Consider the following 19,449-nt stretch of genomic DNA (forward strand, 5'->3'; position numbering starts at 1 on the left):
GGCGGCGGCGCCGCGGGTGCCGGGAGTGGCTGGGCGGCCACACGCTGCGGGCCCGGCCGTGCCGCCCGGGCCGGGCTGCCGCCGGCCTTCGCCTGGCGCCAGGCCAGGGCCTCGCGTGTTGTACGCCGGCGTCGTCCCGACGAGCGCCGCTGGGAGAAATTGTCAGGCTCCGATTGTATTCGATTATGATAGCCCGGCGCTGCGCCGGGGCTCGATGCCCTGGCGCGGCGGCACGGCAGCGCCGGCGCAGACTGGCAGGCATCCACGGGTATAGAAACAGACCGTTTTCACGGGGTAACCATGCAAGTGCATTCTGGGGTCAGGGCCGGGCGCATCGCCGGCCTGCTGGTGGCGTGCGCCATCGGCTCGTTCATCGCCAGCGCCGGCGCACAAGGCAACGTGCAGCCCGGGGTCAGCGCGGACACCATCGTGCTGGGCCAGTCGGCGGCGCTCACCGGGCCCACCGCGGTGCTCGGCAAGCAGATGAATAGCGGCGCGCAGCTCTATTTCGATTTCGTCAACCAGCAAGGCGGCATATACGGCCGCAAGATCGAGCTCAAGGCGCTGGACGACTACTATGAGCCGGACGCCGCGGCCAAGAACACCCGCGCGCTGATCGACGACACCCACGCCTTCGCCTTGTTCGGCTACGTGGGCACGGCCACCAGCGAGGCCTCGCTGCCGCTGGCGACGCAGGCGCGGGTGCCGTTCTTCGCCCCGTTCACGGGCGCCCAGTCGCTGCGCCTGCCGTTCAACCGCTACGCCTTCCACGTGCGCGCCGGCTACAACGAGGAAACCGCCGCCATCCTGCGCCAGATCCAGACCACCGGCCTCAAGCGCGTGGCCGTGGTCTACAACGACGACGCCTACGGCAAGGCCGGGCTGGACGGCCTCGAGCGCGCGCTCAAGGCCGCGCCGGACAGCGGCGTGCAGATCGTCGCGCGCGAGGGCGTGGTGCGCAACACCACGGAAATCGGCGACGCCATGCAGGGCGCGATGAAGGCCACGCCGGACGCGGTGGTCATGATCAGCGCGTACAAGACCGCCGGCGCCTTCGTCAAGGAAGCGCTGCGGCGCGGCTACAACGGCCAGTTCTACAACGTGTCCTTCGTCGGCACGCAGGCGCTGGCCAAGGAAGTGGGCGCCAAGGGCAGCGGCGTGATCATCTCGCAGGTCATGCCGCACCCGGGCAACGCCACGCTGCCGGTGGTGCGCGAATACCTGCGCCTGCTGCAGGCGGCGGGCAAGCCCAACGAGTTCGACTACGCCAGCATCGAAGGCTTCATCGCCGCCAAGGCGTTCGTCGAGGGCCTGCGCCGCGCCGGCAAGGACCTCACCCGCGACAAGCTGATGGCCGCGCTGGAAACCATGAAGAGCTACGACCTGGGCGGCTATATCGTCAACTTCGGCCCCGACAGCCATGTCGGCTCGAAATTCGTCGAGATGACCATCATCAACTCGCGCGGGCAGGTGATTCGCTGAAGTCCGGGCGGCAATTCCGGACGGAGGCGGACGGCGGCCCGCGCGGCGGGCCGCCAGGTCAGGCCATGTCGTTCAGGTGGCAGGCCGAGAAGCGCTGCGGCGCGATTTCCCGGAGCAGCGGCTGCTCCTCCCGGCAGCGCGGCATGGCGTGCGGGCAGCGCGGGTGGAAATGGCAGCCCGGCGGCGGATGCAGCGGCGACGGAATCTCGCCCTTGATCGCCACGAAGGTCTTCTTGCCGACCTCCAGCTTGGGCGCCTCGGCCAGCAGCGCCTGGGTGTAGGGATGGTTGGGGCTGGCGAAGACGTCCTCCGCCGGCGCCGACTCCACCACCCGCCCCAGGTACATGATCACCACGCGGTCGCTGATGTGCTTGACCACGCCGAGGTCATGGCTGATGAACAGGTAGGTCAGGTTGAGATCCTGGCGCAGGCGCATGAACAGGTTCAGCACCTGGGCCTGGATCGACACGTCGAGCGCGGCGACCGATTCGTCGCACACCAGGAATTCCGGCTTGACCGCCAGCGCCCGCGCGATGCCGATGCGGGCGCGCTGCCCGCCCGAGAACTGGTGCGGGAAGCGGCGCAGCACGGTGGGGTCCATGCCCACGCGCACCAGCATGTCTTCCACATAGCGCTTCTGCTCGCCGCGCGGCACCATGCCGTGCACCACCGGCGCCTCGCCGACGATGTCCATCACGCGCAGGCGCGGGTTCAGCGAGGCATAGGGATCCTGGAAGATCATCTGGATCGCCAACTGCTTCTCGCGCTTCTTTTCCGGCGGCAGGCGGTCCAGGTCCACGCCCTTCCAGCGGCGCGCGCCTTCGGTCAGCGAATGCAGCCCGACCGCCATGCGGCCCAGCGTGGACTTGCCGCAGCCGGACTCGCCGACCAGCCCGACCACTTCGCCGGCGCGGATGGAGAGGTCGACGCGGTCGACCGCATGCACGACTTCCTCGCGCGCGCCGGCGCCGAACGCGTTGGCGATCTTGGCCGCCACGTCGAGCGATTTGACGAAGCGCTTGGAGACGCCTTCGAGCTGGAGGATCGGCGCGCCGGGGGTAGGTTCGGCAATGGGATCCGGCATGTGGGAAGCGAGGGCGGGGTCAATCACGGCGGCGCTCATGCGGCCTCCTGCTGGGACAGAACCGGATGGAAGCAGCGCAGGCGGCGCCCGTCGGCCGAGGTGTCGAGCGGGGGCGGCATCTTGCACACGTCGGTGGCATAGGCGCAGCGCTCGCGGAAGGCGCAGCCCGCGGGCAGGTTCAGCAGCGACGGCGTCATGCCGGGGATCTGCCGCAGCGGCGCGCCGCGCGGATTGCGCGACGGCGCCGAGCCGATCAGGCCGTGGGTGTAGGGATGCTCGGGGCGCTCCAGCACCTGGCGCACGTCGCCGGCTTCGACGATCTTGCCGGCATACATCACGCACACCGTGTCGGCCAGGCCGGCGACCACCGACAGGTCATGGGTGATCCAGATCAGCGCGGTGCCGGATTCGCGGCACAGCTTCTGCATCTCGTAGAGGATCTGGCCCTGGATGGTCACGTCCAGCGCGGTGGTGGGCTCGTCGGCGATGATCAGGTCGGGCTTGTTGAGCAGCGCGATGGCGATCGCCACGCGCTGGCGCATGCCGCCCGAGAACTGGTGCGGGTAGGCCTGCAGGCGCTCGTCCGGCGACGGAATGCCCACCCGCGCCAGCGCGTTGCGCGAGCGCTCGCGCGCCACCGCCTTGTCGACCTTCTCGTGCGCCAGCACCGCCTCGATCATCTGCGTGTCGATGCGCAGGACCGGGTTGAGCGTCATCATCGGGTCCTGGAAGATCATGGCGATGCGGTTGCCGCGCACGTCGCGCTGCTGCGCCGGCGTAAGGCGGCGCAGGTCGCGCGTGACGCCGTCGCGGCTGGTCAGCTCGATGCGGCCGTCCACCACTTTGCCGGGCGGGTCGATCAGGCCCATGATCGAGTAGCCGGTCATCGACTTGCCCGAGCCGGACTCGCCCACCAGCCCCATGATCTGGCCGCGGTCCACCGAAAACGAGACGTCGTCGACGGCGCGCGCCACGCCGGCGCGCGTGGAGAACTGGGTCTTGAGACCTTCCACCACCAGGGTAGGCTTGCTCATGTTCGCTCCTGTCGTGCTGCGTTACTGCGTCTGCAGGCGCGGATTGAGGACGTCGCGCAGCTGGTCGGCGACCAGGTTCATGGCCACGATGGTGACCACCAGCGCGATGCCGGGGAAGAAGCTGATCCAGTACTTGCCGGACAGCATGTACTGCTGGCCGTTGGCGATCAGCGAGCCCAGCGACGGCTCGGTGATGGGCACGCCCAGGCCGAGGAAGGACAGCGTGGCTTCCAGCGTGATGGCCGAGGCCACCTGCAGCGCCGCGATCACGATCAGCGGCGGCAGGCAGTTGGGCAGCAGGTGGCGAAACATGATCCGCCCCGGCGGCAGGCCCAGGCAGGTGGCGGCCTCGATGTATTCCTTGCGGCGCTCCACCAGCGCGGCGCTGCGGGTGGTGCGGGCGTAGTAGGCCCACTGCACCGCCACCAGCGCGATCACGATGTTGCCGATGCCGGGGCGCAGGAAGGCCAGCAGGATCAGCGCCAGCAGGATCGGCGGGAACGACAGCTGCAGGTCGGCCACGCGCATGATGAGGGCCTCGACGCGCCCGCCGAGGAAACCTGCGATCAGTCCCAGCGTGGCGCCCAGCAGCAGCGCGATCACGGTGCTGACCACGCCCACGCCGATGCTGATGCGCAGGCCGTACATGACCGCCGAGAGGATGTCGCGGCCCTGCTCGTCCGAGCCGAGCAGGAAGGTCATGCCGGCGGCGGACTGCTCGCCGGGGGCCAGCCGCGCGTCGAGCACGTCGAGCGTGGCCAGGTCGTACGGGTTCTGCGGCGACAGCCACGGCGCGAACAGCGCGATCAGCACGACGATGACCAGCAGCACCAGGCCGGTGACGGCGATCTTGCTGGAGAAGAACTGGCTGGCGAAGCGCCGCAGCGGGGTCTGCTCGGCGCGCGGCGCCGGCGCCGCGGTGGTTTCGGTTGCGGTTGTCATGGCTCAGCCCTTGTTGTCGGCGATACGCACGCGCGGATCGAGCACGCTGTAGATGATGTCCACGAACAGGTTGATCAGGATGAACAGCGTCACGATCACCATCAGGTAGGCCACGATCACGGGGCGGTCGAGCAACTGGATGGAGTCGATGATCAGCTTGCCCATGCCCGGCCAGGCGAAGATCGATTCGGTCACGATGGCGAACGCGATGATCGAGCCGAACTGCAGCGCGATCACGGTGACGATCGGGATCATGATGTTCTTGAGCACGTGCACGCCGACGATGCGGGTGTTGGACAGCCCCTTGGCGCGCGCGAACTTGACGTAGTCCTGCAGCATGGCCTCCTGCGTGCCGGCGCGCGTGAGCCGGATCACCATGGCGATATTGAGCAGCGACAGCGTCACCGCGGGCAGCAGCAGGTGGCGCAGCCCGTCCACGGTGAGGAAGCTGACCGGGATGCCGAGCAGCGACACGGTCTCGCCGCGGCCGTTGGACGGCAGCCAGCCGAGCTGCACGGCGAACACCATGATCAGCATCAGCCCCACCCAGAAGGTGGGCAGCGAGAAGCCGAGGATGGACACGCCCATGATGGTCTTGCCCGCCACGCCGTTCGGGCGCAGGCCGGCCCACAGGCCGAGCGGGATGCCGAGCAGCACCGCCAGCAGGATGGCGCAGATCGCCAGCTCCATGGTGGCCGGCATGCGCTCGAAGATCAGCTTGAGCGCGGGGGTGCCGTGCGCGAACGAGATGCCCAGGTCGCCGTGCAGCGCGTTGCGCAGGAAGATCCAGTATTGTTCCCAGAGGGGCTTGTCGAGCCCGAGCGCCGCGATGGTGCGCTTGATGTCTTCCTGGTCGGCCTGCGGATTGATCAGGATGTCGACCGGGTTGCCGATGGCGAAGACGCCGAGAAAAACGAGCAGCGACATGACGAAGAGCACGACCACGCTCTGCATCAGGCGCCGGATGATGAAAACCAGCATGTTCGGAAGCTTCCCTTCGCCGGTGGTTGCCACGGCGCCGGTCGGGCACCGCGTGGCTGCACCGGCAGTCGGCTTGTGGCTAGGCCCGGCTACCGTCCGGGGATGATTCTGCGGCAGGCGCCCGCCCAGACCGCGGGCGCCTGCCGGCAAAAGCCGACATTACCGTGCCGCGGGAGCGTGCCCTGGAGCGCGCCCCGCCGCCACGTCACTGCGGCCGGAAATTGTGCGCGTACGTCCGTTCGTCGGTACGCGGCACGTAGGTGATGCCCTTCTGGGTGGCCCAGGTCGTCACCTGTTGATGGATGGGGATGATACCGCCATCGTTGATGGCGATCGCGGTGGCTTCCTGCAGCAGCTTGGAGCGCTCGCCGTCATCCACGGTGGACAGGGCCTTTTCCAGCACCACGTCCATCTTCGGATTGCAGTATTCGCCCCAGTTGACGGTGCCGAAGCCCTTCTTGGCATCCTCGCAGGCCAGCAGCGCGCGCAGCGGCGAGCTCACTTCGCCGGTTTGCGCGCCCCAGCCCAGCAGGCCGAACGAGAACTCGTGCTTGATGCCCTTGGCCGAGTAGGTCGCCATCGGCATGCCTTCCACCTTGGTCGCGATGCCGATGCGGGTCAGGTTCTGGGCGATGGTCTGGGCGATCTTCTCGTCGTTGACGTAGCGGTTGTTCGGCGTGTGCAGCGTGATGCCAAAGCCGTTCGGGTAGCCCGCCTCGGCCAGCAGCTTCTTGGCGCCTTCGGGGTCGTACTTGACCGTCTTCAGGTTCGGGTTGTAGCCGAACAGCGTGGGCGGCACCAGGTTGTTGGTGGGCTCGGACAGGCCCTCCATCAGCCGGTCCTTGATGCCCTGGCGGTTGATGGCCATGCTGATGGCGGTGCGCACCCGCGTGTCCTTGAGCGGGTTCTTGTCCATCGGCGCGCCGTCCCTGGTCGTGACGAACGGCGACTTGTCGTGCTTGTCATCCGTATACAGGTAGATCACGCGGTGCGAGATCTTGGAGAAGAAGTTCAGCTTGGGGTCCTTGCGCACCTGCGGCAGGTCCGGCGTCGGCACGTTCTCGATGGCCTGCACGTCGCCCGACAGCAGCGCCGCCATGCGCGTGGCCGGGTTCGGGATGAAGCGCAGCGTCACCTTGTCCCAGGCCGGCTTCGGCCCCCAGTAGTCGGGGTTCTTGACCAGTTCGACCCGGTCGTCGCGCGCGTAGCTGACGAACTTGAACGGGCCGGTGCCGATCATGCCCTTGCCTTGCGCGAAATCGTCCGAGGTCAGGCCCTGCGTGGCCTTCTTCTGCACGACGAAGATCGACGTCAGGTCGTTCAGCATCAGCGGGTAGGGCGCGTTGGTGGTGAGCTGGATGGTGTACTTGTCGATCACCTTCTTGTTGATGATCGCCTTGGTGTAGACGTCGAACTTGCCGGGGCTGTTCTGGATGGTGGCCGGGCGGTCGAGCGACCAGACGATGTCGTCGGTGGTCAGCTCCGAGCCGTCGTGGAACTTCACGCCCTTGCGGATCTTGAATTCCCAGGTCAGGTTGTTGACCAGTTTCCAGGACTCGGCGAGGCCCGGGATGATCTTGCTGTCCGCGTCCATCTTCACCAGGCACTCGAAGACGTGCTCGGAGACGTTGATGTTGGAGAACAGGTTATAGAAATGCGGATCCATCGAGGTCGGCGGCGAACTCATGGCCAGCTTGAAATCCACTGCCTGGGCCTGGCCGGCAAGACCGAAGCCCATGACCGCGGCCACCACCATGGCACCAAATGCCTTCTTGCATGTGCGAAGGGACATCGCGCAACTCTCCAGGGAAGTAATCTAGCAAACGACTGTTGGGACAGCGAAGCGCACCGGCCACCGCGCCGCATTTTGGTGCGGCCGCGGGACGGCGGATGCGGCAGCGTTGCCGGGCAGGCACATCAAGCATGAACTGTTCCAGCAGTGGGCTACGCGGGGCAATGCGGGGAAACCCCCGCGGCCTGGAGGTGGCCCGTGGTCGACCGCGATATGACCCCGACGCGGCCCAGTGAGGCCTCCGATGCGGCCTCCGATGCGGCCCGGCGTGGCCGGCGCGGCGCCCGGCGCGGGCGCTCCGGCCAGCCGGCCGCTTTGGCGCTTTGTCCGCAGGCGTCGTATGATCCGGATATCCAACCGCCCACACTGGCAAACCGGCATCATGACTCTTCTCCCCGAAATCCTTAACGCGCAATCCGAAATGCGCGCCATCCGACGCGACATCCACGCCCATCCCGAGCTGTGCTTCAAGGAACAGCGGACGTCCGACGTGGTGGCGCGGAACCTCGCCGCGTGGGGCATCGAGGTCCATCGCGGGCTCGGCACCACCGGGCTGGTCGGCGTCATCCGCAACGGCAACAGCGGGCGCAGCATCGGCCTGCGCGCGGACATGGACGCGCTGCCGCTGCAGGAAGCGAACACCTTCGGCCACCGCTCGCAGCACGACGGCCGCATGCACGCCTGCGGCCACGATGGCCACACCACCATGCTGCTGGGCGCGGCCCGCTACCTGGCCGAGCACCGCAATTTCGACGGCACCGTCAACCTGATCTTCCAGCCGGCCGAGGAAGGCGGCGGCGGCGCGCGCGAGATGATCAAGGACGGCCTGTTCGAACGCTTCCCGTGCGACGCCGTGTTCGGCATGCACAACTGGCCCGGCATGCCGGCAGGCTCGTTCGGCACCACGCCGGGACCGTTCATGGCGTCGAGCAACGAGTTCCGCATCGTCGTGCGCGGCAAGGGCGCGCACGCCGCGCTGCCGCACAACGGCAACGATCCGGTCTTCACCGGCGCGCAGATCGTCTCCGCGCTGCAGGGCATCATCACGCGCAACAAGCGCCCGATCGACGCCGCGGTGATTTCGGTCACCCAGTTCCACGGCGGCGATGCCACCAACATCGTGCCCGACCAGGCCTGGATCGGCGGCACGGTGCGCACCTTCACGCTGCCGGTGCTGGACCTGATCGAGCGCCGCATGGAGGAGGTTTCCCGCGCCGTGGCCAGCGCGTTCGATTGCACCGTCGATTTCGAATTCCGCCGCAACTATCCGCCCACGGTCAACAGCGAGGCGGAGACCGCGTTCGCGGTCGAAGTCGCCGCCGAGCTGGTGGGCGCGGACAATGTCGACGGCAAGTACGAGCCGACCATGGGCGCCGAGGATTTTTCCTTCATGCTGCAGGAAAAGCCCGGCTGCTACCTGTTCATCGGCAACGGCGAAGGCGTGCACCGCGAGTCCGGCCATGGCCTCGGCCCCTGCATGCTGCATAACCCCAGCTATGACTTCAACGACGAGATCCTGCCGGTAGGCTCCACCTTCTTCGTCAAGCTGGTGGAGAAGTGGCTGGCCCCCGCCTGAGCGCATTCAGGCAGGCATAAAAAAGCGCCGGAGGACTTCCGGCGCTTTGGCTTTGCGATGCGGGGTTTTGCGGTGTTTTGCCGCGCGAACGGCCTCACTCGAGCGCGATGTCGCCGTACCAGCTCTCGGCATGGCTCTTGGTGTTGTCCGTGTCAGTCATGATGCCGATCGCCAGCACCTTGCCGGGATCGGTGCCGAAGGCCTTGCGGTAGTCCTCGCGCAGGTCGCGGCGGTGGCAGCGCCATTCGTTGGTATGCGCGGTGCCGGAATCGACCACGATCATGCGCACCCGCTCCGTGTGAGGGTTCGAGACCACGGTGCCTTCCGGCTTGCGGCTGCCCCAGACGTACATCAGCGTGGCGTAGGGCATTTCGCGCCCGGTGGTCAGCCGCGCCATTTCGTACATCAGCTGGTCCTTGAGCGACAGGCTGCCCTTATCGCCGTCGAACGCCACGAAGATGCGCAGCGGCGAGTCCTCGCGCGGCGCCTGGGAGTTGTCGGCGGTGCGGATCACATCGCGCGTTTTCCAGGTCCAGTTGAGCACGCCGGGATCGCGGCTGGTCAGCGGCACGTACAGGCCGGACGCCGAACTGTCGGCTTCTGCGTGCAACACGACGCGTTGATCGACTTCCGTGAGCGCATAGCGCGTGGGAATCTTGTTGCGGTTGACGGTCCAGGGTTGCCATCCCGGCGGCTCGCCGCGGCCGGCTGGCGCCGCGGAAAACAGCGGCAGGCGCGCCAGCAAGGGCGGCTCGGCAGCATCGGTGAGGGATTCGCCTTCGGCGCCGGCAGCGTTGGCGGCCATCAGCTTCTCGGGCGGACGATCGGCCGGGATGCCCGCCTCGGGCGGATTGGCCTGCTTGAGCGCTTCGATATGGGCCGCGAAACGGCCGCAATCGGTCGACGACAGAGCGGCAATGGCGCCGGGCCCCGACTCCACGGCCGCGGCCTGCTCCGCCGGAGCCGTTCCCAATGTGCCGCAACCCGCCAAAATGAGCGCGCCTACCACGCCGGTCAGTGCCGGCAGGCAAAATCTGGCCGCCATCGTTCCCCCGAACTGGATCCCGCGGCCTGCCGCGACGCGCATGGGCGCGGCCTGGCCTTGGTTTTCTCGACAATCTTTCGAACTGCGCAATGCATCGAACTGCTTCACGCAGTTTCCCGATCCGCGCTTGGGGGCTACGGTAACAGAACGATATGGGGGAAGGAAGGCTCCAGTACCCTGAGACGATCGTTCTGACGGACAAACGCGACAGTCGGGCAGCGGCTCAGGCGCATCGCCCCGAGCGGGCGAGGGAGAAGTGCGATGTACGGCGCAGGAATTTACGCGCCATAAAAAGCAAAACCCCCCAGTAGGAGGTACTGAGGGGTTTCAAGGGAGAGCCTGGCGATTACCTACTTTCACACGGGTATCCGCACTATCATCGGCGCGGAGTCGTTTCACGGTCCTGTTCGGGATGGGAAGGGGTGGTTCCAACTCGCTATGGTCACCAGGCATAAACGGTGTGCCGTGCTGGCGAACTGGCCAACACAGCAAATAGGGATGTAGTCAGGTTGTGTCTTGTATCGGCCAAGCTGCTGGGCAGCGGCACGCGATACACTCAACCAGGCAGAAACACACTGGTTATAGGATCAAGCCTTACGGGCAATTAGTACTGGTTAGCTTAACGCATTACTGCGCTTCCACACCCAGCCTATCAACGTCCTGGTCTCGAACGACCCTTCAAGGAGGTCAAGCCTCCAGGGAATCCTCATCTTCAGGCGAGTTTCCCGCTTAGATGCTTTCAGCGGTTATCTCTTCCGTACATAGCTACCCTGCGATGCCTCTGGCGAGACAACAGGTACACCAGCGGTACGTCCACTCCGGTCCTCTCGTACTAGGAGCAGCCCCCGTCAAGATTCCAACGCCCACGGCAGATAGGGACCAAACTGTCTCACGACGTTTTAAACCCAGCTCACGTACCTCTTTAAATGGCGAACAGCCATACCCTTGGGACCGGCTACAGCCCCAGGATGAGATGAGCCGACATCGAGGTGCCAAACACCGCCGTCGATATGAACTCTTGGGCGGTATCAGCCTGTTATCCCCAGAGTACCTTTTATCCGTTGAGCGATGGCCCTTCCATTCAGAACCACCGGATCACTATGTCCTGCTTTCGCACCTGCTCGACTTGTCGGTCTCGCAGTTAAGCACGCTTTTGCCATTGCACTTTAGGTACGATGTCCGACCGTACCAAGCGTACCTTCGAACTCCTCCGTTACACTTTGGGAGGAGACCGCCCCAGTCAAACTGCCTACCATGCACTGTCCCCGACCCGGATTCACGGGCCAAGGTTAGAACCTCAAACAAACCAGGGTGGTATTTCAAGGACGGCTCCACGCAGACTAGCGTCCACGCTTCAAAGCCTCCCACCTATCCTACACAGATCGGTTCAAAGTCCAATGCAAAGCTACAGTAAAGGTTCATGGGGTCTTTCCGTCTAGCCGCGGGGAGATTGCATCATCACAAACACTTCAACTTCGCTGAGTCTCGGGAGGAGACAGTGTGGCCATCGTTACGCCATTCGTGCAGGTCGGAACTTACCCGACAAGGAATTTCGCTACCTTAGGACCGTTATAGTTACGGCCGCCGTTTACCGGGACTTCAATCAAGAGCTTGCACCCCATCATTTAATCTTCCGGCACCGGGCAGGCGTCACACCCTATACGTCCACTTTCGTGTTTGCAGAGTGCTGTGTTTTTATTAAACAGTCGCAGCCACCATTTTATTGCAACCCCTTCACCCTCCTGGCGCAGGCCAGTCAAGCTACAAGGGCGTACCTTATCCCGAAGTTACGGTACCAATTTGCCGAGTTCCTTCTCCCGAGTTCTCTCAAGCGCCTTAGAATACTCATCTCGCCCACCTGTGTCGGTTTGCGGTACGGTCTCGTATGACTGAAGCTTAGAGGCTTTTCTTGGAACCACTTCCAATTGCTTCGCAGCACTAGGCCGCTCGCCCCGCATCCTTGAATTCCGCGCCCGGATTTGCCTAAGCGCCTTCTCCAATGCAGGGACCGGGACTTCCAACACCCGGACAACCTTCCGCGATCCGTCCCCCCATCGCATCATACGACGGTGCAGGAATATTAACCTGCTTCCCATCAGCTACGCATCTCTGCCTCGCCTTAGGGGCCGACTCACCCTACGCCGATGAACGTTGCGTAGGAAACCTTGGGCTTACGGCGAGGGGGCTTTTCACCCCCTTTATCGCTACTCATGTCAGCATTCGCACTTCTGATACCTCCAGCATCCTTTACAAGACACCTTCACAGGCTTACAGAACGCTCTCCTACCACGCACTTGCGTGCGTCCGCAGCTTCGGTGACTGGCTTAGCCCCGTTACATCTTCCGCGCAGGACGACTCGATCAGTGAGCTATTACGCTTTCTTTAAAGGGTGGCTGCTTCTAAGCCAACCTCCTGACTGTTTTAGCCTTCCCACTTCGTTTCCCACTTAGCCAATCTTAGGGACCTTAGCTGGCGGTCTGGGTTGTTTCCCTCTTGACACCGGACGTTAGCACCCGATGTCTGTCTCCCGTGATTGCACTCTTCGGTATTCGGAGTTTGCTATGGCGGGGTAATCAGCAATAGACCCCCCAACCATGACAGTGCTCTACCCCCGAAGGTGAGACACGAGGCACTACCTAAATAGTTTTCGGAGAGAACCAGCTATTTCCAGACTTGTTTAGCCTTTCACCCCTATCCACAGCTCATCCCCTAACTTTTCAACGTTAGTGGGTTCGGTCCTCCAGTACGTGTTACCGCACCTTCAACCTGGCCATGGATAGATCGTCTGGTTTCGGGTCTACACCCAGCGACTGAACGCCCTGTTCGGACTCGCTTTCGCTACGCCTTCCCTAATCGGTTAAGCTTGCCACTGAATGTAAGTCGCTGACCCATTATACAAAAGGTACGCCGTCACCCGTTTCCAGGCTCCGACTGTTTGTATGCATGCGGTTTCAGGATCTATTTCACTCCCCTCCCGGGGTTCTTTTCGCCTTTCCCTCACGGTACTGGTTCACTATCGGTCGATCACGAGTATTTAGCCTTGGAGGATGGTCCCCCCATCTTCAGACAGGATTTCACGTGTCCCGCCCTACTTGTCGTACACCTAGTTCCACAACGCTGTTTTCGCATACAGGGCTATCACCTGCTATGGCCGGCCTTTCCAGACCGTTCTGCTAACAACACTGCTAAAGAGTACAAGGCTCTTCCCATTTCGTTCGCCACTACTTTGGGAATCTCGGTTGATTTCTGTTCCTGCAGCTACTTAGATGTTTCAGTTCGCCGCGTTCGCTTCCCTGACCTATGTATTCAGTCAGGGATGACCCATGCGGGCCGGGTTTCCCCATTCGGACATCTCCGGATCAAAGCTTGTTTGCCAGCTCCCCGAAGCTTTTCGCAGGCTACCGCGTCCTTCATCGCCTGTGATCGCCAAGGCATCCACCACATGCACTTGTTCGCTTGACCCTATAACGAGTGTGTCTCAAACTTCGAGCCACGCATCGCTACAGGATGAGTTCTCGCATTTGTGCCGTATTCCAAGTCATCTTTCGATCACTTAAATACATTTCGGTTGATACAATCACAACCCGGTATCGTGTTGTACTGCAGCGTCTCATCAACGCTCACGACACCTTTACTACATCCCATATTGTTAAAGAACAGCCGATGTTTCCATCGTCTTGGCAAAGCCAAAGGCAAACGCTTTTCTCTCAAAGCGCTTGCCTTTGGACTGACCAACCCAAGGTAGTGGTGGAGGATGACGGGATCGAACCGACGACCCCCTGCTTGCAAAGCAGGTGCTCTCCCAGCTGAGCTAATCCCCCGATAACTTGGTGGGTCTGGTAGGACTTGAACCTACGACCCCCGCCTTATCAAGACGGTGCTCTAACCACCTGAGCTACAGACCCTTGGCTGTAACACCAAACAAACCGATAAGTGTGAACGCTCAACAACTTCTGCACGCTCTAGAAAGGAGGTGATCCAGCCGCACCTTCCGATACGGCTACCTTGTTACGACTTCACCCCAGTCATGAACCCTGCCGTGGTAATCGCCCTCCTTGCGGTTAGGCTAACTACTTCTGGCAAAACCCACTCCCATGGTGTGACGGGCGGTGTGTACAAGACCCGGGAACGTATTCACCGCGGCATGCTGATCCGCGATTACTAGCGATTCCAGCTTCACGTAGTCGAGTTGCAGACTACGATCCGGACTACGATGCGTTTTCTGGGATTAGCTCCCCCTCGCGGGTTGGCAACCCTCTGTACGCACCATTGTATGACGTGTGAAGCCCTACCCATAAGGGCCATGAGGACTTGACGTCATCCCCACCTTCCTCCGGTTTGTCACCGGCAGTCTCTCTAGAGTGCCCTTTCGTAGCAACTAGAGACAAGGGTTGCGCTCGTTGCGGGACTTAACCCAACATCTCACGACACGAGCTGACGACAGCCATGCAGCACCTGTGTCCACTTTCTCTTTCGAGCACCTAATGCATCTCTGCTTCGTTAGTGGCATGTCAAGGGTAGGTAAGGTTTTTCGCGTTGCATCGAATTAATCCACATCATCCACCGCTTGTGCGGGTCCCCGTCAATTCCTTTGAGTTTTAATCTTGCGACCGTACTCCCCAGGCGGTCAACTTCACGCGTTAGCTACGTTACTGAAGAAATGAATCCCCAACAACTAGTTGACATCGTTTAGGGCGTGGACTACCAGGGTATCTAATCCTGTTTGCTCCCCACGCTTTCGTGCATGAGCGTCAGTGACGTCCCAGGGGGCTGCCTTCGCCATCGGTATTCCTCCACATCTCTACGCATTTCACTGCTACACGTGGAATTCTACCCCCCTCTGACATACTCTAGCCTTGCAGTCACAAGCGCCATTCCCAAGTTGAGCTCGGGGATTTCACGCCTGTCTTACAAAACCGCCTGCGCACGCTTTACGCCCAGTAATTCCGATTAACGCTCGCACCCTACGTATTACCGCGGCTGCTGGCACGTAGTTAGCCGGTGCTTATTCTTCCGGTACCGTCATCCCCCCGAGGTATTAACCCAGAGGATTTCTTTCCGGACAAAAGTGCTTTACAACCCGAAGGCCTTCTTCACACACGCGGCATTGCTGGATCAGGGTTGCCCCCATTGTCCAAAATTCCCCACTGCTGCCTCCCGTAGGAGTCTGGGCCGTGTCTCAGTCCCAGTGTGGCTGATCGTCCTCTCAGACCAGCTACTGATCGTCGCCTTGGTGAGCCTTTACCTCACCAACTAGCTAATCAGACATCGGCCGCTCCTATCGCGCGAGGCCTTGCGGTCCCCCGCTTTCACCCTCAGGTCGTATGCGGTATTAGCTAATCTTTCGACTAGTTATCCCCCACGACAGGGCACGTTCCGATGTATTACTCACCCGTTCGCCACTCGCCACCAGGATTGCTCCCGTGCTGCCGTTCGACTTGCATGTGTAAGGCATGCCGCCAGCGTTCAATCTGAGCCAGGATCAAACTCTTCAGTTCAATACCTGTGTGACCCAAAAGGGTCTCGCTCTTTCGAGCGGTCGCTCACTCTCAGAAAACTGACTCGATCCCTCCGAAGAAGAACCGAACATGTTTTACTGTGCGAGCACTTTATAACTTGTAAGCTCCGGCGCTGTTACGCACCGGGCATCCGCTATCAAGCGCCCACACTTATCGGTTGTTTGTTTGTTAAAGAACGCACCGCGGTTCGCTTTGCTTACCGCGTCGCTGCTTCGTTGTCAGCAGCAGAGAAACGAGATTATGAAGAACTTTCTACGTTTCGTCAACAGGTTTCGCAATCTTTTTTTGCTCCAGCCAGCCGCGCCTTCCGCGCCGCCAACCTCCCCCATCAACCCCGCAACCCTTGTCCCGTCTGCTTTGCAGCGCGCTTCGTGTTGCGAGGGAGCGAATATTAAGGGAGGCATCCAACCTTGGCAATCGATTTGTTACGCAAATGTGAAAACAGGCCGAGGCGGGACGAATCAAGCCGTTGATCTTTAAGGGAAATACCGTATTTCTTAAAAGAACGGCGACATGAATACCCGATGGAGTTACTCGGGTATTCCCCTATCAAGATTCAGCGATGCTTGAACGCGGGGGCTCTTTTCTCCACAAAAGCAGCCATGCCTTCCTTTTGATCCTCGGTCGCGAAGGTCGAGTGGAACAGGCGCCGCTCCAGATGCACGCCCTCGGACAGGCTGGTCTCGTAGGCGGCATTGACCGATTCCTTGATCATCATGACCACCGGCAACGAAAAGCCGGCGATGGTCTCGGCCGCGCCCACGGCTTCCTCGAGCAGCTTGTCGGCAGCCACCACGCGCGACACCAGGCCGGCGCGCTCGGCTTCCGCCGCATCCATCATGCGCGCGGTCAGGCACAGGTCCATGGCCTTGGCCTTGGACACCGCGCGCGGCAGGCGCTGCGTGCCGCCGGCGCCGGGCATGGTGCCGAGCTTCACTTCCGGCTGGCCGAAGCGGGCGCTGTCCGCCGCGATGATGATGTCGCACATCATCGCCAGCTCGCAGCCGCCGCCCAGCGCATAGCCGGCGACCGCCGCAATCACCGGCTTGCGGATGCGGCGGATGGTTTCCCAGTTGCGCGTGATGTAGTCGCCCTTGTACGCATCCATATAGGAGTACTTGGCCATCATGCCGATATCGGCACCGGCGGCAAAGGCGCGCTCGCTGCCGGTAATCACGATGCTGCCGATGGCCTCGTCGGCGTCGAAGGCCGCCAGGGCTGCGCCCAGCTCGTCCATCAGCGCGTCGTTGAGCGCATTCAGCGCCTTCGGGCGGTTCAGGGTCACCAGGCCGACGCGCCCGCGGGTCTCGACCAGAATGTTCTCGTACGGCATGTCTTCTCCTCGTTTGAAGTGGATCGATATCAGTCGTCCGCGAGACGATACCCGCTCTGGCAACCGCTGGCTATATATGGGGCGGGACCGCCATGCGGCCAGGTTGGCACCCGCCGGCGGCTGAGGCACACTCGCCCCATCGTCCCGACCGGAGCCCGCAATGGCCAACCCGTTTGTCGCCAGATCGTTGCACCGCCGCCTCAGCGCGGCGCTCGGCAGTCTCGCGTTGCTGGTTGGCCTGCTGGGGGCGCTCGGGGCCTACCTGGTCGTGCACAGCCTGGGCAACCAGTTCAACGACGACCTCCAGGAAGCCGCCGCGGCCGTCCGCCCCACCCCGGCCGTGCCGCCGACGCGGCCGGACGGCGCGCCGATGCCGGCCAAGAACGTGGTGGTGCAGGTGTGGGGCCCCGGCGACGGCGCGCGCCCCGGCCACACCAGCGACCCCGGCGTGACGCTGCCCCGGGCCCGGCCCGGCTTCTCTTCGCTGGAGGCCGGCGGCAAGATCTGGGACGCCTTCGCTCTGCAGGCCGGCGACGCATACCTGCTGATCGCCGAGCAGCGCAGCGTGCGCAACGCCAACGCCTGGCGCGTCGCGCTGTGGGCGGCGCTGCCCGTGGTGGCGCTGCTGCCGCTGCTGGTACTGATCGTCCACATCACGGTGCGCCTGTCGCTGCGCCCGCTGGAGCAGCTCGGCCAGCGGGCCGCGCGGGCGGACCTGAACCACCTGCAGCCGCTGGAAGATGAAGAGGCGCCCGACGAGCTGCGGCCCTTCCTCGATTCGATCAACCGCATGATGGACCGGCTGTCGACGCTGATCGAGGCGGAGCGCCGCTTCATCGCCAACGCCGCGCATGAACTGCGCACGCCGATCACCGCGATGCAGTTGCAGGTCGACAACCTGCGCCACGCCACGCCCGCCGACCGCGGCGAGCGGCTCGACGAACTGCAGCGCGGCATCCGGCGCACCGCTTCGCTGATCTCGCAATTGCTGGGCCTGGCGCGCGCCGACATGGGCGGTGCGCAGAACGCCCCGCAGGCCGTGTCCCTGCCGCAGGTGGTGACCGACGTCATCGCCGACCTGCTGCCGCTGGCGATCGACCGGGGCGTCGATCTCGGCGCCGAGCGCCTCGACGATATCTCGCTGGTGTGCGCCGAGGCCGACCTGCGCGTGCTGGTCAAGAACCTGATCGACAACGCCATCCGCTACGGCGGCGCCGGCGGGACGGGCTGCCGCGTCGACGTCAGCGTGCTGCGCCAGGACGCCAGCGCGGTGATCGAAGTGGCGGACAATGGCCCGGGCATCCCGCCGGCCGACCTCGCGCGCGTGTTCGACCGCTTTTTCCGCGGCAGCGCGTCGGACGAGGAAGGCAGCGGCCTGGGCCTGTCCATTGCGCAGACGCTGGCGGCCAACCACGGCGGCCACGTCACGCTGGCCGGCCGGCCCGATGGCGCCACGGGCGTTGTGGCGCGGATCGTGCTGCCCATACAATAGCCGCGTTGACAGCCGCACTGGCCGCGTGGAGCCCACGCGGCAGCCACGCCGCCCGAGGGAGGACCGTTGCCATGAGAATCCTGCTGATCGAGGACGATCCGCAGATCGGCCAAAGCCTGGTGCATGCCTTGAAGGATGCGTCGTGCAGCGTCGACTGGGTGCGCAACGGCGATCTTGGCCGCTCCGCCATCGCGGACGGCTCCTACACCGCCATCCTGCTCGACCTCGGCCTGCCCGGCATGGATGGCATGGCGCTGCTGCAATGGCTGCGCGGCGACGACAACCCCACGCCGGTCCTGATCATCACCGCGCGCGACGATGTCGACACGCGCGTCGCCGGGCTCGACCTGGGCGCGGACGACTACGTCGTCAAGCCCTTCGAGAGCAAGGAGCTGCTTGCCCGCATCCGCGCCGTGGTGCGGCGCAAGTCAGGCTTCGCGAGCGCCACCATCGGCCACGGCCGGGTCACGCTCGACATCAACGCGCGCCAGCTGAGCTTCGACGGGCACACGGAAAACGTCTCCGCCCGCGAGTACGCGCTACTGCTGGCGCTGCTCGAGCGGCCCAACGCCATCCTGTCGCGCGAGCAGCTCGAGGAGCGGCTGTACGGCTGGGGCGAGGAAGTCGAAAGCAACGCCGTCGACGCCATCATCTACAGCATCCGCCGCAAGTTCGGCAGCACCGTCATCCGCAACGTGCGCGGGCTGGGCTGGAGCATCCCGGCGACGTAGCGTGGCGCGGCGCCGCCGTGCCGGCCCGGTCGGGCGCCGGCCGCACGGCAGCCGGGCGTCAGTAGATGCGCCCGCGGCTGTCCATCTCGCGCAGACGGCGGTCGAGTTCCTCCGCGTCGTCGGACGAGGCCAGCCAATCCTCGTTGCGGCGCTGCGCGCTGCGTTCCATCCAGTAATTCAACTTGAGCATCAGGGCTTCGAACATGGTGGTCTCCGGTAGGTGTCGAACCGGACCCCGCCGCCGTTCGTTCTGCGCCGCCGGGGTCCGTGCACCCCATGCTAAGCAGCCAGAATGAGACGAAAATGAGCGCGGCCTGCGCTGCCGCGCGCGCCGGCCCGCACCCCGCATCCGCGCCTCACGTCCCCTCACGCCTGCTCATTCTCTCCTCATTCTGGACGGCCACAATGCAGTCATCCCGATGCGGCCAGCGCGCGGCA

General features: G+C 63.7%; 12 protein-coding genes, 2 tRNA genes and 3 rRNA genes. 4 read left to right on the forward strand and 13 right to left on the reverse strand.

The features are described 5' to 3' along the window. The first annotated feature begins 300 nt into the window (after positions 1-300). Positions 301-1,482 carry an ABC transporter substrate-binding protein gene (locus ACKI2N_RS17095; RefSeq protein ID WP_420996510.1) on the forward strand — a complete coding sequence of 394 codons (1,182 nt, stop codon included), beginning with the start codon at positions 301-303 and terminating at the stop codon, positions 1,480-1,482. A gap of 58 nt (positions 1,483-1,540) precedes the next feature. Here the strand turns inward: ACKI2N_RS17095 and ACKI2N_RS17100 are convergent, their stop codons facing one another. The 5 genes from ACKI2N_RS17100 to ACKI2N_RS17120 all read right to left on the reverse strand — a co-directional run bounded on the left by ACKI2N_RS17100 (position 1,541) and on the right by ACKI2N_RS17120 (position 7,315). Then, complete coding sequence (locus tag ACKI2N_RS17100) at positions 1,541-2,605, reverse strand: ABC transporter ATP-binding protein (protein WP_420996511.1); 1,065 nt, start codon at positions 2,603-2,605, stop codon at positions 1,541-1,543. Continuing rightward, a complete protein-coding gene (locus ACKI2N_RS17105) occupies positions 2,602-3,600 on the reverse strand; it encodes an ABC transporter ATP-binding protein (protein ID WP_420996512.1) in 999 nt (332 codons plus the stop codon). Before ACKI2N_RS17105 ends, ACKI2N_RS17100 begins: the two co-directional genes overlap by 4 nt. 21 nt (positions 3,601-3,621) lie before the next feature. Next, complete coding sequence (locus ACKI2N_RS17110; RefSeq protein ID WP_420996513.1) at positions 3,622-4,542, reverse strand: ABC transporter permease; 921 nt, start codon at positions 4,540-4,542, stop codon at positions 3,622-3,624. A gap of 3 nt (positions 4,543-4,545) precedes the next feature. After that, a complete protein-coding gene (locus ACKI2N_RS17115) occupies positions 4,546-5,523 on the reverse strand; it encodes an ABC transporter permease (protein WP_420996514.1) in 978 nt (325 codons plus the stop codon). Positions 5,524-5,728: 205 nt separating this feature from the next. Continuing rightward, positions 5,729-7,315, reverse strand: coding sequence for an ABC transporter substrate-binding protein (locus tag ACKI2N_RS17120; RefSeq protein ID WP_420996515.1), 1,587 nt, complete (start codon positions 7,313-7,315; stop codon positions 5,729-5,731). Positions 7,316-7,697: 382 nt separating this feature from the next. Between ACKI2N_RS17120 and ACKI2N_RS17125 the strand changes: the two genes are divergently transcribed. Beyond that, positions 7,698-8,891 carry a M20 aminoacylase family protein gene (locus ACKI2N_RS17125; protein ID WP_420996516.1) on the forward strand — a complete coding sequence of 398 codons (1,194 nt, stop codon included), beginning with the start codon at positions 7,698-7,700 and terminating at the stop codon, positions 8,889-8,891. Between the two features lie 94 nt (positions 8,892-8,985). Here ACKI2N_RS17125 and ACKI2N_RS17130 read toward each other — a convergent pair whose 3' ends face one another. The 7 genes from ACKI2N_RS17130 to ACKI2N_RS17160 all read right to left on the reverse strand — a co-directional run bounded on the left by ACKI2N_RS17130 (position 8,986) and on the right by ACKI2N_RS17160 (position 16,788). After that, entirely contained in the window at positions 8,986-9,936 is a 951-nt protein-coding gene (locus ACKI2N_RS17130) for a DUF3047 domain-containing protein (RefSeq protein ID WP_420996520.1), read from the reverse strand. A 337-nt stretch (positions 9,937-10,273) separates the two neighbouring features. After that, a 5S ribosomal RNA gene (rrf, locus tag ACKI2N_RS17135) occupies positions 10,274-10,386 on the reverse strand. A gap of 133 nt (positions 10,387-10,519) precedes the next feature. Then, a 23S ribosomal RNA gene (locus ACKI2N_RS17140) occupies positions 10,520-13,398 on the reverse strand. Positions 13,399-13,681: 283 nt separating this feature from the next. Continuing rightward, a tRNA-Ala gene (locus ACKI2N_RS17145) sits at positions 13,682-13,757 on the reverse strand. A 7-nt stretch (positions 13,758-13,764) separates the two neighbouring features. Next, positions 13,765-13,841, reverse strand: a tRNA-Ile gene (locus ACKI2N_RS17150). Between the two features lie 61 nt (positions 13,842-13,902). After that, positions 13,903-15,434: ribosomal RNA gene (locus ACKI2N_RS17155) — 16S ribosomal RNA — on the reverse strand. Together the 16S, 23S and 5S rRNA genes with 2 tRNA genes alongside form the textbook arrangement of a ribosomal RNA operon. Before the next feature lie 577 nt (positions 15,435-16,011). Then, positions 16,012-16,788: an enoyl-CoA hydratase gene (locus ACKI2N_RS17160; protein WP_420994326.1), complete on the reverse strand. Its 777-nt coding sequence runs from the start codon at positions 16,786-16,788 to the stop codon at positions 16,012-16,014. A 160-nt stretch (positions 16,789-16,948) separates the two neighbouring features. Between ACKI2N_RS17160 and ACKI2N_RS17165 the strand changes: the two genes are divergently transcribed. Together ACKI2N_RS17165 and ACKI2N_RS17170 are read left to right on the forward strand one after the other, a co-directional pair. Beyond that, a complete protein-coding gene (locus ACKI2N_RS17165) occupies positions 16,949-18,280 on the forward strand; it encodes a sensor histidine kinase (protein WP_420994327.1) in 1,332 nt (443 codons plus the stop codon). Positions 18,281-18,351: 71 nt separating this feature from the next. Next, a complete protein-coding gene (locus ACKI2N_RS17170) occupies positions 18,352-19,011 on the forward strand; it encodes a response regulator transcription factor (protein ID WP_420994328.1) in 660 nt (219 codons plus the stop codon). A gap of 58 nt (positions 19,012-19,069) precedes the next feature. Here the strand turns inward: ACKI2N_RS17170 and ACKI2N_RS17175 are convergent, their stop codons facing one another. Then, positions 19,070-19,216 (reverse strand): DUF3563 family protein, encoded by a 147-nt coding sequence (locus ACKI2N_RS17175; RefSeq protein WP_420994329.1) that lies wholly within the window; start codon positions 19,214-19,216, stop codon positions 19,070-19,072. Positions 19,217-19,449: the final 233 nt, after the last annotated feature.

The organism is Cupriavidus sp. 30B13 (assembly GCF_049059565.2).
Taxonomy (GTDB): domain Bacteria; phylum Pseudomonadota; class Gammaproteobacteria; order Burkholderiales; family Burkholderiaceae; genus Cupriavidus.